General features: G+C 72.9%; 16 protein-coding genes. 3 read left to right on the plus strand and 13 right to left on the minus strand.

What is annotated here, in order from left to right:
• Window position 1: 1 nt before the first annotated feature.
• From ACFRAL_RS12700 to ACFRAL_RS12755, 12 genes are all read right to left on the minus strand, one after another.
• Window positions 2-406, minus strand: coding sequence for a MaoC/PaaZ C-terminal domain-containing protein (locus tag ACFRAL_RS12700; RefSeq protein WP_378883838.1), 405 nt, complete (start codon window positions 404-406; stop codon window positions 2-4).
• Window positions 407-429: 23 nt separating this feature from the next.
• Entirely contained in the window at window positions 430-879 is a 450-nt protein-coding gene (locus ACFRAL_RS12705) for a MaoC family dehydratase N-terminal domain-containing protein (protein WP_336394842.1), read from the minus strand.
• A gap of 9 nt (window positions 880-888) precedes the next feature.
• Window positions 889-1716: a sulfite exporter TauE/SafE family protein gene (locus ACFRAL_RS12710; protein WP_378883412.1), complete on the minus strand. Its 828-nt coding sequence runs from the start codon at window positions 1714-1716 to the stop codon at window positions 889-891.
• Window positions 1713-2597 (minus strand): DUF2510 domain-containing protein, encoded by an 885-nt coding sequence (locus ACFRAL_RS12715; RefSeq protein ID WP_378883415.1) that lies wholly within the window; start codon window positions 2595-2597, stop codon window positions 1713-1715. Before ACFRAL_RS12715 ends, ACFRAL_RS12710 begins: the two co-directional genes overlap by 4 nt.
• A 111-nt stretch (window positions 2598-2708) precedes the next feature.
• On the minus strand, window positions 2709-3689 hold the full coding sequence (locus tag ACFRAL_RS12720; RefSeq protein ID WP_378883418.1) for a DUF2510 domain-containing protein: 981 nt from the start codon (window positions 3687-3689) through the stop codon (window positions 2709-2711).
• A 66-nt stretch (window positions 3690-3755) separates the two neighbouring features.
• Window positions 3756-5999, minus strand: coding sequence for a heavy metal translocating P-type ATPase (locus tag ACFRAL_RS12725; RefSeq protein ID WP_378883421.1), 2244 nt, complete (start codon window positions 5997-5999; stop codon window positions 3756-3758).
• A gap of 73 nt (window positions 6000-6072) precedes the next feature.
• Window positions 6073-7704, minus strand: a complete 1632-nt coding sequence (locus ACFRAL_RS12730) for a CDP-alcohol phosphatidyltransferase (RefSeq protein ID WP_378883423.1) — start codon at window positions 7702-7704, stop codon at window positions 6073-6075.
• A 1-nt stretch (window position 7705) separates the two neighbouring features.
• Window positions 7706-8473 carry a RibD family protein gene (locus ACFRAL_RS12735; protein WP_378883426.1) on the minus strand — a complete coding sequence of 256 codons (768 nt, stop codon included), beginning with the start codon at window positions 8471-8473 and terminating at the stop codon, window positions 7706-7708.
• Window positions 8474-8567: 94 nt separating this feature from the next.
• Window positions 8568-9395, minus strand: a complete 828-nt coding sequence (locus ACFRAL_RS12740; protein WP_378883429.1) for an SAM-dependent methyltransferase — start codon at window positions 9393-9395, stop codon at window positions 8568-8570.
• Complete coding sequence (locus ACFRAL_RS12745; RefSeq protein ID WP_378883432.1) at window positions 9392-10402, minus strand: glycosyltransferase family 4 protein; 1011 nt, start codon at window positions 10400-10402, stop codon at window positions 9392-9394. Before ACFRAL_RS12745 ends, ACFRAL_RS12740 begins: the two co-directional genes overlap by 4 nt.
• Window positions 10399-10794, minus strand: a complete 396-nt coding sequence (locus ACFRAL_RS12750; RefSeq protein WP_336394834.1) for a 6-carboxytetrahydropterin synthase — start codon at window positions 10792-10794, stop codon at window positions 10399-10401. Before ACFRAL_RS12750 ends, ACFRAL_RS12745 begins: the two co-directional genes overlap by 4 nt.
• Window positions 10791-11675 carry a zinc-binding alcohol dehydrogenase gene (locus ACFRAL_RS12755; protein WP_378883435.1) on the minus strand — a complete coding sequence of 295 codons (885 nt, stop codon included), beginning with the start codon at window positions 11673-11675 and terminating at the stop codon, window positions 10791-10793. Before ACFRAL_RS12755 ends, ACFRAL_RS12750 begins: the two co-directional genes overlap by 4 nt.
• 167 nt (window positions 11676-11842) lie before the next feature.
• On the opposite strand from ACFRAL_RS12755, the gene ACFRAL_RS12760 reads away from it, so the two are divergent.
• On the plus strand, window positions 11843-12595 hold the full coding sequence (locus tag ACFRAL_RS12760; RefSeq protein WP_336394832.1) for a CDP-alcohol phosphatidyltransferase family protein: 753 nt from the start codon (window positions 11843-11845) through the stop codon (window positions 12593-12595).
• A gap of 4 nt (window positions 12596-12599) precedes the next feature.
• Entirely contained in the window at window positions 12600-13016 is a 417-nt protein-coding gene (locus ACFRAL_RS12765) for a hypothetical protein (RefSeq protein WP_378883438.1), read from the plus strand.
• A gap of 8 nt (window positions 13017-13024) precedes the next feature.
• Here the strand turns inward: ACFRAL_RS12765 and ACFRAL_RS12770 are convergent, their stop codons facing one another.
• Window positions 13025-13852: a zinc-ribbon domain-containing protein gene (locus tag ACFRAL_RS12770; protein WP_378883441.1), complete on the minus strand. Its 828-nt coding sequence runs from the start codon at window positions 13850-13852 to the stop codon at window positions 13025-13027.
• A gap of 120 nt (window positions 13853-13972) precedes the next feature.
• On the opposite strand from ACFRAL_RS12770, the gene ACFRAL_RS12775 reads away from it, so the two are divergent.
• The gene (locus ACFRAL_RS12775; RefSeq protein ID WP_336394829.1) at window positions 13973-14509 is read left to right on the plus strand and encodes a MarR family transcriptional regulator; all 537 of its coding nucleotides are present in this window, start codon (window positions 13973-13975) and stop codon (window positions 14507-14509) included.
• The last annotated feature ends 3 nt before the right edge of the window (window positions 14510-14512 follow it).

Below are 14512 nucleotides of genomic sequence, written 5' to 3' on the forward strand. Positions count from 1 at the left end.
GTCAGGCGGTCCGCACGCGCACCTGCGCCTTGACCAGCACGGTGGTGCCCTCGTGCGACACGGTGAGATCGATGCGGGCGGACTCCTCGTCGACCGCGCCGATCTTCGCGACCACGGTGACGCCGGCGCCGGACTCGGGGTCGACCACGACGGGCTTGGTGAACCGCACGCCGTACTCGAGGATGCGACCGGTGTCGCCTATCCACGACTCGACGGTGCCGACGGCCAGGCCCATCGTGAGCATGCCGTGCGCCAGGACTCCCGGCAGTCCGACAGCGGCGGCGACATCGTCGCGGTAGTGGATCGGGTTGAAGTCCCCGGAGGCGCCGGCGTAGCGCACGAGGGATTCGCGGGTCAGGTGGACCGTGCGCTCGGCGACGACGTCGCCCACGGCGAGCGCATCCATCGCCGGGCCCGTCGATGCAGCGCTCACTGGTCGCCCTCCCCCACGAGCAGCACGGAGGTCGCCGTCACGACGTGGTCCCCCGCGGCATCCGTGATCTCGGACTCGCTCGTGACCATCGACGCGGCGCCCATCGCGCGGATGCCGGTGACCGAGAGCTTCGCCGTCAGCGCATCGCCCGCCACGATCGGCCTGGAGTAGCGGAACTTCTGCTCGGCATGCAGCACGTTCTTGAGGACGATGCCGGAGTCGGGCTCGCCCAGCAGCTGCTGGAGCGTGGCGTCGGTGACGACGATGGCGAACGTGGGAGGGGCGACGACGTCCTTGTAGCCCAGCGCCTGCGCGGCCGACGGGTCGATGTGCTGCGGGTCGTCGGCGAAGACGGCGCGCGCGAACTCGCGCACCTTCTCGCGACCCACGAGGTAGGGGGCCGTCGGCGGGAAGTCACGCTCGACGAGCTCGGGGTTCACTGGCACCAGGCCATCCTACCGAGCGGCTTCGGACCCCCCGGCCGGACGGGAGCGGCCCTTCCAGGCACGGATCGCCATCTGCACGGCGATCACGACGAGATACGCCGCGAAGAGGGCGTTCGCCACGACAGGGTCGATCAGCACCGCCGCCCACGCGCCGAGAGCCGTCGTCGTGCAGGCTGCGATGCCCACGATCGCCGCCGCCACCAGGTCGACGTTGCGGCGGCGGATGTTGCCGACGGTGCCCGACAGCGCGGTCGGGATCATCATGAGCAGCGAGGTGCCCTTGGCGACCAGATCGCTCGTTCCGAACAGCACCATGAGCGCCGGAACGACGATGATGCCGCCGCCGACGCCGATGAGACCCGAGAGGATGCCGGTGACGACTCCCAGCACGACCAGCGCGGCGCCGCTCAGCCACGTGAGGACGAGCTCGGCGTCGCGCGACGGGATCACGACGAAGAGGCTCACGATCACCGCGACCAGGAACCCGACGAACGCCGACCGCAGCACCGTGAGCGAGAGCCTGGGCAGGAGCCACGTGCCGATCTGGGCGCCGACCACCGCGCCGGCGGCGAGCAGCAGCGCGGCGATCCAGGCGACGGAGCCGTGAACGGCGTAGGAGATGACGCCCACGGTGGCGGTCGGGACGATCGCCGCCAGAGACGTCCCCGCGGCGAGGCGCTGGTCGAAGCGCAGCAGCATCACGAGGAACGGCACGATGACGGTTCCGCCGCCGACGCCGAAGAGGCCCGACAGCAGGCCCGCCAGCAGGCCGATCCCCACGCAGGTGAGGTAGAAGCGCGCGTCGCGCGGAGGACGGATCGCCTGCGCCGCGCTCATCCGCCGGCGACGTCGTCGACGAGCCAGGCGCCGCCGGAATCGACCACCGTGTACTCGTACACCGCAGAGCCCGGGGTGGGCTCGGCGTCCTCGCCGATCTCGGAGTAGCTCTCCGTCGTCGTCACGACGATCACGTCCGCGACGGTCTCGACGTCCGTCACCTCGATCTCGTACTCCTGGAGGGCCGCGTTGAAGGCGGCGGCCTGCTCCTGGAAGGCGGCGCAGTCGTCGAAGCCGTTCGCCGCCCGGAACTCCTCCGTCGTCGCCTCGGCGAGGGCGTCGCAGTCGCCCTGCTGATAGGCCTCGTCGAACAGCTCCACGGCGGCGACGGCCGAGCGCTCGTCATCGCTCTGCGCGGAGCCGCCGGACGTCGACGCCGAGAGGATCAGCAGCGGGATCAGCACGGCCGCCGCGATGACGACGCCGAGAAGCACGACGCCGAGCACCACCCACACGATCCAGAGCTTGGACCTGCGAGGTTCGGTGGCGGCGGTGAAGGCGCCGCCCGCGGGTGCACCGCCGGGGTACGGCGGCTGGGGCTGCCCCGCGTAGGGCGGCGTCGCCGTACCGGGCACGACCGCCTGGGCAGGCGCGCCGGCGGCATACCCCGGAGACGCGACGGATGCCGCCCCCGGGCCGGCCGCGGTCGCGGCGGGTGCGGCGGTGACGGGCTGAGCGGGCGCGTCAGGGCCGGCGGTCCCCGCGGTCGCAGCGGGCTCGCCGCCGCCGAAGCCCAGCTGCGCGGCCACGATCTCGGCCTCGGTCGGGGCCTCCGACGCCTCCGGATCGGGCTGAGCGACGTGCTCCGTCCACTGACTGCCGTCCCACCACCGCAGCGCGCCGTGGCCGTCGTCGTACCAACCGGGAGGAGTCGTCGTCATGGACAAACCCTATCCCCGCGGGCGGCGGGCGCCCGTGAAGCAGAGGCGGAGAGGTTACGCGCTCCGCTGCACGCCGGGCGGCGGCAGTCCCGGCAGATCGGATCCGGACGGTCAGTCCGGGTACAGGTCGTTCACCTTCCAGGCATCTCCTTCGTACACGACGAAGTACTCCCAGGGGTCCTCGTAGAGCTGAGGCTCAGCGGTCGGATTGCCCTCATCGTCGTAAGGACTGATGAAGGACTCCGTCGTCGACACCGCGATGGCGTCGCCGATGGTCTGCACTTCACGCACCGTCATCTGAAAGTCGGAGACCTGGGCGGCGAAGTTGCGGGACTCGGGATAGAACGACTCGCAGTCGGGCAGCTCCGTCACGGTGCGGAATCGCTCGGTCGTGGACGCTATATAGGCCTCGCAGTCCGAGTCGAGCCAGGCCTGATTGTAGGTCTCCACGGCCGCGGTCGCGGCCGCGGCCGCATCGGCGGGGACGGTGGGCGCCGCTTCCTCCGTCTCGACCACCTCCGGATCGACGCTCGCAGTCGCCTGCGGCTGCGGTCGCGGAGCAGGGTCGGAAGCGGGGCTTGTCGCGGGTCCGCCGAAACCGCCGGTGATGAGCATGACGGCCAACGCCACCACTGCGGCGAGGACGGCGACCAGCCCGACGCCGACGAGGAGCCAGACCAACCATCCCTTGGACTTCTGCGGCGCGGAGGACGCACCCGCCGATGTGGCGTCGCCCGGGTACGTCACGACGGGCGATGGCACGGGACTGCTGTCGGCTGCTGGCGCCGCGGGGCTGTAGCCGTACCCATCCGGCGCGCCGCCGACCGCGCCGGATGGGGCGGACCACTCGGTCGCACGAGGCGGCGTGAATCCTCCGACGCCCGTCAGCGCACCCGCGCCCTCGCCCGCCGGCGGGGGCACCGGCGGTACGGCGTCGCGGTCGCTCCGCTCGGGGGCATGGGGAGCCGGCGGCTCGGAGGTGTCGTCCGCCGCGGACGCGGGCGAGGCGACGTGCTCGGTCCACTGCCTTCCATCCCACCAGCGGACCGCGCCGTGGCCGTCGTCGTACCAACCCGGTGGAGGCGTTGCCATGCCCAAACAATAGCGCCGCCGCCCAAGGCGGTGGGGGTGAATGCACCCGCACCGCCCCGCGCATCGTCAGCGTTCGAGGACGGCGCGGGCGCTGTGCTCGGGGCTCAGGTCGAGGCGGCGCAGCAGCTGGGCGTTGAGGGCCACTACGACCGTCGACAGCGACATCAGGAGGGCGCCGACCGACATCGGCAGCACGAAGCCGACGGGGGCGAGCACGCCGGCCGCCAGCGGCACCGAGAGGAGGTTGTACCCCGCCGCCCACCACAGGTTCTGCGACATCTTGCGGTAGCCGGCGCGCGACAACTCGATCACCGAGAGCACCGAGCGCGGATCGCTCGAGGCGAGGATGACCCCCGCCGACCCGATGGCGACGTCCGTGCCGGCGCCGATCGCGATGCCGACGTCGGCGCGGGCGAGCGCGGGAGCGTCGTTCACGCCGTCGCCGACCATCGCGACCTTCAGCCCCTCCGACTGCAGCTCGGCGACCTTGGCCGACTTGTCCTCGGGTCGCACACCCGCGAACACGCGACGGATGCCGAGGGCCTCGGCCACAGAACGCGCGACGGGCTCCGCATCCCCGGTGATCATGACGACCTGGACGCCCAGCGCGTGCAGCGCCTCGACGGCCTCGCGGGACTCCGGCCGGATCTCGTCGGCCAGCGCCAGCTCGCCGACGACCTCGCCGTCGCGGACCACGTGCAGCACGGTCGAACCCTGCTCCCGCCAGTCCTCCGCCGCCGTCACGTCCGCCGCGCCGATCTCCTCCAGGAGGCGAGGGCCGCCGACCCGCACGACCTGACCGCCGACGGTGGCGGTCACGCCGACCGCGGGCGAGGACTGGAAGTCGGCCGCCGTGGCCACCGCGAGTCCGCGCTCGTGCGCAGCCCGGACGATGGCGCGGGCGAGGGGGTGCTCGCTGTCGGCCTCGGCCGAGGCGGCGAGCGCCAGCACGGCGTCGGCGTCGATGTCGGCGACCGCCGCGACGTCGACCACCGTGGGCTCGCCCTTGGTGAGCGTGCCTGTCTTGTCGAAGAGCACCGCGTCGACCGTGCGCATGCTCTCCAGCGCGAGGCGGTCCTTCACCAGGACGCCGCCGCGGGCGGCGCGCTCGGTCGCGATCGAGACCACGAGGGGGATCGCCAGCCCGAGCGCGTGCGGGCACGCGATGACGAGCACCGTGATCGTCCGGACCACCGCCTCGTCCGGCATCCCGAACGCGGTCCACACGACGGCCGTGACCGCAGCGGCGCCGAGCGCGAACCAGAACAGCCATCCCGCGGCGCGGTCGGCCAGGCGCTGGGCGCGCGATGTCGAGTTCTGCGCCTCGGCGACCAGACGCTGGATGCCCGCGAGCGTGGTGTCGTCGCCGGTGGCGGTCACCTCGACGCGCAGCCCCGAATCCGTCGCGACGGTCCCTGCGGTGACCTGGTCGCCCCGCGAGCGCGCGACGGCCCGCGACTCGCCGGTGACCATCGACTCGTCCATGTCGGCGCGGCCGTCGACGATGCGGCCGTCGGCGGGGACGCGCCCGCCGGGGCGGACCACCACGACGTCGCCGACGGCCAGGTCGGCGGGCGGCACCGTCACGATGCGATCCCCCTCGACGCGCTCGGCCTCGTCGGGGAGAAGGGCTGCCAGCGAGTCCAGCGCCGACGTCGTCTGCGCGAGCGAGCGCATCTCGATCCAGTGGCCGAGCAGCATGATCACGATGAGGAGAGCCAGCTCCCACCAGAACTCGAGCTCGTGATGGAGAAGGCCGAGGCTCGCACCCCACGACGCGAAGAACGCGACGGTGATGGCGAGCCCGATGAGGAGCATCATCCCGGGCTTGCGGGCCCGCAGCTCCGAGACGGCTCCCGTGAGGAAGGGCCAGCCGCCCCAGAAGAACATGACAGTGCCGAGCACCGGTGAGATCCAGGACACGATCGGGGCGTCGGGAAGCGTGTAGCCGAGCAGCATGGCGAACATGCCCGAGAAGGCGACGACCGGGACGGCGAGGACCAGGTTGATCCAGAACAGCCGGCGGAAGCGCGCCACGTGGTCGGCCCCGTGCCCGGCGTGACCGCCGTGACCCGCGTGTGCGTCGTGGCCGGCGTGCCCGGCCTGTGCGCCATGCCCTGCGTGTGCGTCATGGCCGGCGTGAGCGTCATGACCGGCGTGATCGGCGTGCGGGCCGTGGCCGGCGTGCCCGGCGTGTGCGCCATGCCCTGCGTGCGCGTCGTGCCCTTCGTGGGGCGACTCGCTGTGCACCGTATCGGTGTGGTCGTGTGCGACGGCGCCGGCGGCGGCGTCGTGGTGCGGATCGTTCACGGGATTCTCCTCACGAGCCGGTGCTTCCGTTATACCCCCATGGGGTATCACCCACAACGCCCCACGCACGCTGCTATTCCCGGAACGCGGAGAAGAGCCGATCACGGAAGGCGTCCATCCCCCACACCGGAGAGGTCGTCCCGGGTCGGAGCCCCGGCGTCCACTCCCACCCGGCGATCGCCTCCAGCACGGCAGGATCCTTCGCGATGATGCTGACCGGCACGTCGCGGCCGGCGCCTTCTCCGGTGACGATCGGCGCCGGCTGGTGATCGCCGAGCGCGATGAGCACCAGATCGCGGTCGTCCACGTTCTCGAGGAACGCGAGCGTCGAGCCGAGGGCGTACTCGATGGATCTTCCGTAGTGCCGCTGAACCGTCTCGGCGTCCTCCCACACCTCGCCCGCCGAGGCGCTCCGCGACCGCTGAGCGTGGTAGACGCTCCCGTCTCCGACGTGACCCCACGGCACGAGCTCCGGCAGCGGCGCCCACGGCGTGTGCGACGACACCAGGTCGACCTCCGCCATGACCGGCTGTGCGGAACCGGCGAGCTCGTGGTCGGCGAAATGCTTCCAGACATACTGGTCCGGGACGCGCGCATACCCGAAGGGCGGGCCGCGGTACCCGAGATCGGTGGCATCCCAGATCTCGTCGAAACGGTAGAAATCCTGGCCGACCGGCCACGGCTGGGTGTTCGACGGCACCACGCCGACGGTTCGCCAGCCCGCCTCGGCGAACGCCGCGCTCAGCGTGAGACGGTCGCTGCGCATCACCTCTGTGTAGGCGGTCTGCGAGTCGATCCACACGCCGCTCTGCAGCGTCGCGTGCGCCAGCCAGCTGACTCCCCCGGACGTCGGCGAGGTCAGCCACGCGCTCTCGGCGACGTACCCCTCTGCGGCCAGCGCACTCTCGCCTCGGCGCAGGGTGTCGTTCACTCCGGACGAGAAGCCGCCGCCTTCCAGCGCCACCCGCCCGTAGCTCTCGATGAACGCGATCACGACGTCCTTGCCCCGGAGAGCCCTGACGAGGCCGCCGGGCGCGGCATCGGCGTAGCGGTCGTCGGCGATCGCGCGCGCGACGGCTTCTCGGTCGTGCAGCGCGGTGACCGTCCGCGAGACGGCCGCGCCGACGGACCCGGTGGATGCCGCCGCCGCGACGGGGCCGGTGGCACCCAGCGGGATCGCAGCCGCCGCGAGCACGATCCAGACGCCGGTGACGGCCGCGAGGGCGCGGTGGCGTCGGTGGCTGTGGCCGGCTCCGACGGCATCGATGCGCAGTGCGGCCCACGCCAGCGCGCACGCCGCCGCGACGAGCACGGCCAGCGCCGCGCCCACCAGCGCACTCGCGGGCAGCGGGCCGATCGCGGCGGCCAGCACGCCGTAGGCGTCGCCGAGCTGCGGCCAGTCGAGCGGCACGAAGCGCGTCCCCAGCGCGACGTCGTATCCGCGATCGACAGCGGCCAGGACGACGGCCACGCACACGAACGTCCCGAACGCCGCGGCGAGCGCCACGCGGCCGGGACGCCACGGCACCACGGCGAGCAGCAGCAGGATCACGAGGGACTCGACGGGGATCCCCACGAGTCGGAGGGCCGAGCCGGTCGAGATCACGCCAGGCACGAGCGGCACGACGATCAGGAGCGTCAGCGCGGCGGCGGTCCTGAGGCGCCGGCGCGGCGCAGGGACGACTCGTCCGCTGACCGCGCCCACGTCAGCGCCGTTCGGCGGGCACCGTCTCGGTCGCGTTCCGGCGTGATGCGGCGCCGTCGCCGAGGCCGTCGCCGTCAAGGGCGCCGAATCGCTCCGACAGCGCGTAGCGCAGGAGCACGACATCGCCGATCCGGAACGTCTCGGCAAGTCGCGCACGCCGCGAGGCCGTCCACGGGAAGCGCCCGGCCCCGACCGCACGCGGGGCACGATCCTCGCCCACGAAGAACGGGGCGACGACGAGGTGGAACTCGTCGACGAGATCGGCGGTGAGGAACTGCGTCAGCACCTTCCCGCCCCCCTCGACCATGAGACTGCGCACCCCCCGGTCGCCGAGGTCGTCGAGCACGGCGGTCATGGTGACGCAGTCCTGGCCCGACCCGACGACCGTCGCCCGCTCCCCCAGCCGATCCCGGAGCGGCACCGCGACCTCGGCGGGGCAGTACACGATGCGCGGCGCGTCGCCGGTGGTGAAGAAGGCCGCATCGGCGGGGAGGTCTCCGCTCGCGGTGACGGTCACCTTCGTCGGCGATTCGGGCAGCCCGAGCGCCAGCCGCCGCGCGCGCCGAGCGGTGTCGCGCACCAGCAGGCGCGGATCGTCGCGGCGCACCGTCGAGGCCCCGACCATGATCGCGTCGCTGCGCGCGCGCACCTCGTCCACCCGGTCCAGGTCGGAGGCGTTCGACATCGCGAGACGCCGGGGCTCGGCGCTGTCGAGGTATCCGTCGATCGACATCGCGCAGCTGAGTGTGACGTACGGTCGCTCTCTCATGCGGATCTCCTGCACCCGATGATGCCCCTCCCGCGCGGGCAACGGAAGCGGTCTCGGTCCGCGACGCCGGCTCCGCCGGCCCGGGGAGCCGCACTCAGCCCGGCCATGCGAGCAGATCCTCGTGCCCGACGACGACCCGGAGATCGCCGGTGTCGGCCTGCGCGCGGCGCCGGCGACGCAGCTCCCCTGCCGGGCCCGCGAGGTCGGGACGCTGCTCGATCGCCGCGTCGACCCAGCCGTCGAGCCACGCGGCGGCCAGGGCGCGGTCGTGAGCGCCCAGTCGCCACGGCGTCGGCATCGTCCTGACGCGCCAGCCGGCCGCGGCGAAACGCTCCGCGACGACGCGCACCGCGTCGGGGCCGAGCATGCGCCGCCCGTCCGCGTCGCGCCGCTGATGGGCGTCGAACGCCGCGCCGATCGCACGCTCCAGCGCGGCGTCCTCACCCGTGCGCGGCCGCAGTGCGGCCTCCCCGGTCACGCTGAGGCTGAACAGCGCCGGCACGCCCGCGGCGGTGCACGCGGCCACGATGTGCGCGGCCTCGTGCTCGGTGATCACGTCGAGGAGAGCGGATGCCGTCACCGCCGACGCCCCGCGGAACGCGTCGCGCGGCAGCTCCGCCAGATCCTCCACCACCCATTCCGCGGCGATCGGACGCCCGTCTCGGTCGGCGACCGACCGGAGGTCCGCGTGCGCGAGGATCCCCGCGTCACCGTCGCGCAGGGTCCAGCGCTGCGGACCGGGAAGCAGCGGCGCGAGCCAGCGCGCCATGGCGCCGGTTCCCGCGCCGAGGTCGTGCACGTCCACGGGTCCCGGTCCGGTCAGCCGGGCCAGCTCGCGCGCCAGCTCGGCGGAGCGGGCGGCGTCGTCGGCACGGGCGCGCAGCGCGAGCCATTCGGCCGTCGCCGTCGAGATGGAGCTCATGCCGACTCCAGGGCGGCGGCGACGCTCTCGATCGTGTCGTCCCATCGCGGCAGCGCGTCCCGCGCGGCGAGCGCCTCGCGGCGCAGCCGCGCGCGAAGGCCCGGATCGCTCATCCACGCGTGCAGGGCGGCGGCCAGCTCGACGGCGTCGCCGGGCCGGACCAGGACCGCGCCGCCGCCGGCGACGGTGTCGGGGATGCCGCCCGTCGCCGCGGCGACGACGGGAAGCCCGCGGCCTCGCGCCTCGCCCACGGCCATGCCCGCGCTCTCGACGCGCGACGGCGCGACGAGCACGGCGCTGCGCCGGTACATCTCGGCGAGCTCGTCGCCTGTGAGCACTCCGGTGAGCGTGACGCGGCCGCCGAGCGCCTGCGCCTCCCGCTGGATCCGCGAGGCGAATCGCGGGTACGGCTCGGCGGACCCGACGATCGCACACGACCAGTCGGCTTCGCGCAGGCGGGCGAGGGCTGCCAGCAGGGTGTCCTGACCCTTGTGCGGCGCAAGCACCCCCACGCAGAGGAACCGGTCGTCACCGTCGGGGACGCTCACCTCCGCCGCCGCGACCCCGGGCGCCGCGACGGTGACGCGATCACGCGTCGAGAGCCCTCGGTTCACGAGCTGGTCGGCCGTCCAGCGGCTGGTCGCGATGACGCGGCGAGCGCTCTGCGCCGCACGCCGCTCCGCCGCGACGGTGTCGATGTCGGCGTCGGGGAACACCGCCGCCACCATGTGCATGAGGAGCACGAGCCGCACCCGCGGCGACGACGCCTCGACCTCCGCCGGCGCCCAGCACGCGGCCAGACCGTCGACCAGCACGAGCGCACCGTCGTCGGCTGTCCGCAGGGCGGACGCGACAGCGGCACCGTCGGATGCCTCCACCGTCGTCACCGCCCACCCGCGGCGGCGCAGGCCGTCGCGCACGTGCTGGTCGTAGACGTTCCCGCCGCTGACCCGGCCCGGGTCATCGATCCCGGCGGGGACGATGAACACGATGCCGGGTCGTGTCACACCGTCACCTCGTACGAGGCCCAGGCCACGTGCGACTCGTGGAGCGTCACCGCGATGCCGGTCAGCGCCGTCTCGCCCAGCGCGCCGTCGCGCGCCCGCCCCGCGAGGCGGTCGCCGATGATCTGGCAGAGGCGCTCCGTCGTCGTGTTGACGCCCCGCAGGTCGGGCTCGTCGTCGAGGTTGCGGTAGTTGAGCGATGCGACGATCTCACGCACCGCCTCCGCCGCCCGCCCCATGTCGACCACGACGCCGTCGTCGTCGAGCTCGGCGGCCCGGAACGTCGCGTCGACGAGGAACGTCGCCCCGTGCAGGCTCTGGGCGGGGCCGAACACCTCGCCCCGCAGGCTGTGCGCGACCATGAGGTGATCGCGGACGGTGACGCTGAAGCTCATGCCGCACTCCAATCAAAGGTGTGACAGAGCCCTCCCGCCGTGCCGTCCGCGAGCGCGGCCACGACCTGGGGGAACTGTCTCCACGAGGAGCTTGCACCCAGCAGCGCGTCGAAGGCAGGGTCTTGCAGCAGGCGGAGGGCGAGCGCTAGGCGATCCCGTGTCGTGCGCCGCGATCGCCTGCTCGACGCGACGGCCCCGACCTGGCTGGAGCGGATCGCCAGGCGCCGCGAGTGGAAGTCGGCCCCCAGCTCCAGCGGCACGGGCCGGTCGCCGAACCAGCTGGCGACCACCACCTCCCCGTCGGCGGGTGCCGCGCGCAGGGCGAGCTGAAGCCCTTCGACGCTGCCGCTGGACTCGATGACCACGTCGGCCGCGCCGATCGGCCCCTCCGCCGGCGCGAAGCGAACCCCCAGCGCATCGGCCACCGATCGCTTGGACTCGTCGACATCGACGACGGTGACGTCGGCGCCCGGGATGCCGCGCGCCACGCGCGCGATCGCACCGCCGATCATGCCGGCGCCGACGACCACGATCCGGTCACCGACGAGCGCCCGGGCATCCCACAGCACGTTGACCGCCGTCTCGACCGCACCCGCGAGCACCGCACGACGGGCCGGCACGCCTTCCGGAACGACCGCCAGGGCCTCGGCGGGTACGACGAACCGCGACTGATGCGGGTACAGCGCGAACACCGTCCGCCCGCGCACGTCCGGGGGTCCGTCCTCCACGACACCGACGTTGAGGTAGCCGTACTTCACGGGGAACGGGAAGTCGCCCTCCTGGAACGGGGCGCGCATGCGCTCCCGCTCCGTGACCGGGACCTGTCCTCGCGCGACGAGCGACTCGGTGCCCCGGCTGACCCCGGTCCACAAGGTTCGCACCGACGCCTCGCCGTCCGACCGCGGAGGCAGCGGCGCCGGCCGGAATTCCCCCGAGCCCGGAGCCACCGTCCACCAGGCGGTCGCAGCATCCCGCTCCTCCCGGTGAACCGCGGCGGGTGTCTTCGTCGTGTTCCCGGTGACCGCCATGATGGGAACACGGGGAGCGGATGCGAAAAGTTCAGTGGACGCCGTGGTGGTGGGCCGTGGGCGGCTGCGTGCTGCTCGTCCCGGTCGGCGTCGTCGTCCCCCTCCCGCCGCCGGCATGGGCAGCGGGCATCGGCTACCTCGTCGTGTCCACGCTGCTGCTGACCGTGGCGCTGCGCCGCCGCCGAGCCGAGCGGTTCGGGGCGGCAAACGCCGTCACCGCGACGCGGTCGATGCTCGTCGGAGTGGTGACCGCGATGGTGGTCGCGTCGTTCTGGGGCGAGGCATCCGCTGCCCTGTTCGTGTCGATCGTGGCGGTGGCTCTCGTTCTGGACGGCGTGGACGGCTACGTCGCCCGGCGCACCGGCAGCGAGAGCGAGCTGGGTGCGCGCTTCGACATGGAGGTCGACGCGTTCCTTCTGCTCGTGCTGAGCGTGTACGTCGCACCGTTCGTCGGCTGGTGGGTGCTCATCATCGGGCTGCTGCGGTACGGCTTCGTCGCCGCGGGCTGGGCCCTGCCTTTCATGCGCGCGACGCTGCCCCCGAGGTACTGGCGCAAGGTGGTGACGGCAGCGAGCGGCATCGCCCTCGCGGCCGTGGCATCGCAGCTGCTGCCTCTCGGGGCGAACGTCCTCGTCGTCGTGACGGCACTGGCGCTCATGCTCGAATCGTTCGGCCGCGACGTCGTCTGGCTCGTCCGGATGAACCCGGCGCGCCGCGAAATCGTGTCCCTGGAGAGGGCCGCCACCGCGTCGCCTCCGGAAGAGAGCGGGTAGGACGATGAGCCAGACCGGTCTGCGCGTGCTGTGGGTCATGCGCATCCTGAGCGCCCTCGCGCTCGTCGCCGCCGGCGGGATCCACCTCTACCTCGCGCTCAACGGGGTGGGCGGCATCCTCGGCGTGCTGTTCATCCTCAACTTCGTCGCCGGGCTGGTCCTGGCGATCGGGATGCTCGCGCTGCGCGGCCGGCTTCTGCAGCTCACGACCGTCCTCAGCCTGCTGTTCCTGATCGCCACCCTGCTCGCGCTGGTTCTCGCACTGACCGTGGGGCTCTTCGGCATCACCCAGGAGTGGGACTTCATGCTGGTCCCCGAGACGGTGATCGTGGAGTCGGTCGGCATCCTGATCCTCGCGGTCACGACGTTTCTGGTGTTCCGGGTGCCTCCGGCGGAGTCGGTGACGCGCCGGGCTCCGTGATCTCGCTCTCAGACGAGATACGCGTCGACGAGGAGGCTGCCACGGATGCCGCGCAGCGCGTCGATGAGCGGATCGAGTCCACGCCGCGACCAGGCCGCCAGCTGCAGGTCGTGCGGGCCGAGCGGCTCGAGCTTGCCGGTGCGGATGCGCACGACCTCCCAGCCGGAGGCGCGGACCACGCGATCCTTGCGGCGATCAGCGTCTTCGCGCCCGCCGACGTGTTCCAGGCCGTGCCTGCCCACGGTGTCGTACTCGATGGCCACGCGCAGCTCGGGCAGGAGGATGTCGGGCCACACCTCGAGATGGTCGAAGAACGGCCGGGCGGCGCGGATGGCGTTCATGCCCTGGGAGACAGAAAGTCGTGAGAAGACGTCGGCGCGCAGCCGCGCCTCGACCGCGGACGCCGGCTTCGGGGCGCATGCGCTGGCGAACGGCTCCCCCACCGGCAGGTCGGGCGTCTTCGGGCAGAGCGTCCGCTCCCGCTTGCGCCGAGGCGGCCGCGCGGGGGTCGCGGCAGGGATGATGCGCGGCGGCCGGGCGAGGGTGGAACAGTCCGGGCACCACGCCGACCGGCGCCGCTCGCGTCCGGGACGCGCGCGCTGCTCGGCGGGCGTGGCGGCGAACCGGTGCCCCGCCTCGCACTCCCACAGCAGCAGCACGTCGGCCGCGGGCGGGACCTGCGTCAGCGTGATGCCCGCGTTGAGCTCGGGGTGGTACTGCCGGATCAGCGCGGGGTAGGCCGCCCATTCCGTGCGGTACGTCCCCACCGGGTACGGCACGTCGAGGCCCTTCGAGAACTGGCGCCTCGCCCACCACAGCTCCACGCGCTCGGCCATGCGCGCACTCTACGAGGAGCCGCGGACACCGGCGCCGGGCCCGGCGGGCCGGACGAACAGGCGGGAACGGCGGCGCCCGGGTGCTGCGACTCGATGCGCAGCGATCCGTAAGCTGGACGTGTGCCGGACATCAGTCGAGACCCTCGCGGGACTGCCGCGACCGATCGGCTCAACTACACCGCCTATCGCCTGGCGCGCGCACTGAACCGCGCGGCGGAGAACACTGCGCTCGCGCAGGGCATCACCCTCTCGCAGCTGCTGATCATGCAGGTGCTCGGAGAGGGCATGCCGCTTTCCAACGCCCAGATCGCCCGGCGCACGTTCGTGAGCTCGCAAGCGGCCCATGTCGTCTCCGCGGAGCTCCTGTCGTCCGGGCTCATCGAGAAGGTCGATCATCCGACGAACCGGCGCGTCCGGCTGGTGCGCCTCAGCGAGAGCGGATGGGCGCGGCTCGCCGAGTGCGAGCGGGAGATGCGGGAGCGAGAGGACCGGCTGGCGGCGGCGATCGGGCCCGATCTCGGTGAGACGCTGGCAGAGATCCTCGACCGCGCCGCCGACGCCCTCGCAGGTGGCTACTTCGGCGACAAGGACGCCGAGGCCGAGGCGGTCGCCCGTCGTCGCCGTCCGAGCAGCGGAGTCGGCATGACGCCTGCCTGACCG

The organism is Microbacterium sp. NPDC056736 (genome assembly GCF_042790415.1).
Lineage (GTDB): Bacteria > Actinomycetota > Actinomycetes > Actinomycetales > Microbacteriaceae > Microbacterium.

Excerpts from the sequence above, each read along its gene's own strand:
- ACFRAL_RS12700 (WP_378883838.1), bottom strand. The coding sequence starts at position 406 with ATGGATGCGCTCGCCGTGGGCGACGTCGTCGCCGAGCGCACGGTCCAC.
- ACFRAL_RS12710 (WP_378883412.1), bottom strand. The coding sequence starts at position 1,716 with ATGAGCGCGGCGCAGGCGATCCGTCCTCCGCGCGACGCGCGCTTCTAC.
- ACFRAL_RS12715 (WP_378883415.1), bottom strand. The coding sequence starts at position 2,597 with ATGACGACGACTCCTCCCGGTTGGTACGACGACGGCCACGGCGCGCTG.
- ACFRAL_RS12720 (WP_378883418.1), bottom strand. The coding sequence starts at position 3,689 with ATGGCAACGCCTCCACCGGGTTGGTACGACGACGGCCACGGCGCGGTC.
- ACFRAL_RS12735 (WP_378883426.1), bottom strand. The coding sequence starts at position 8,473 with ATGAGAGAGCGACCGTACGTCACACTCAGCTGCGCGATGTCGATCGAC.
- ACFRAL_RS12740 (WP_378883429.1), bottom strand. The coding sequence starts at position 9,395 with ATGAGCTCCATCTCGACGGCGACGGCCGAATGGCTCGCGCTGCGCGCC.
- ACFRAL_RS12750 (WP_336394834.1), bottom strand. The coding sequence starts at position 10,794 with ATGAGCTTCAGCGTCACCGTCCGCGATCACCTCATGGTCGCGCACAGC.
- ACFRAL_RS12760 (WP_336394832.1), top strand. The coding sequence starts at position 11,843 with ATGCGAAAAGTTCAGTGGACGCCGTGGTGGTGGGCCGTGGGCGGCTGC.
- ACFRAL_RS12765 (WP_378883438.1), top strand. The coding sequence starts at position 12,600 with ATGAGCCAGACCGGTCTGCGCGTGCTGTGGGTCATGCGCATCCTGAGC.
- ACFRAL_RS12770 (WP_378883441.1), bottom strand. The coding sequence starts at position 13,852 with ATGGCCGAGCGCGTGGAGCTGTGGTGGGCGAGGCGCCAGTTCTCGAAG.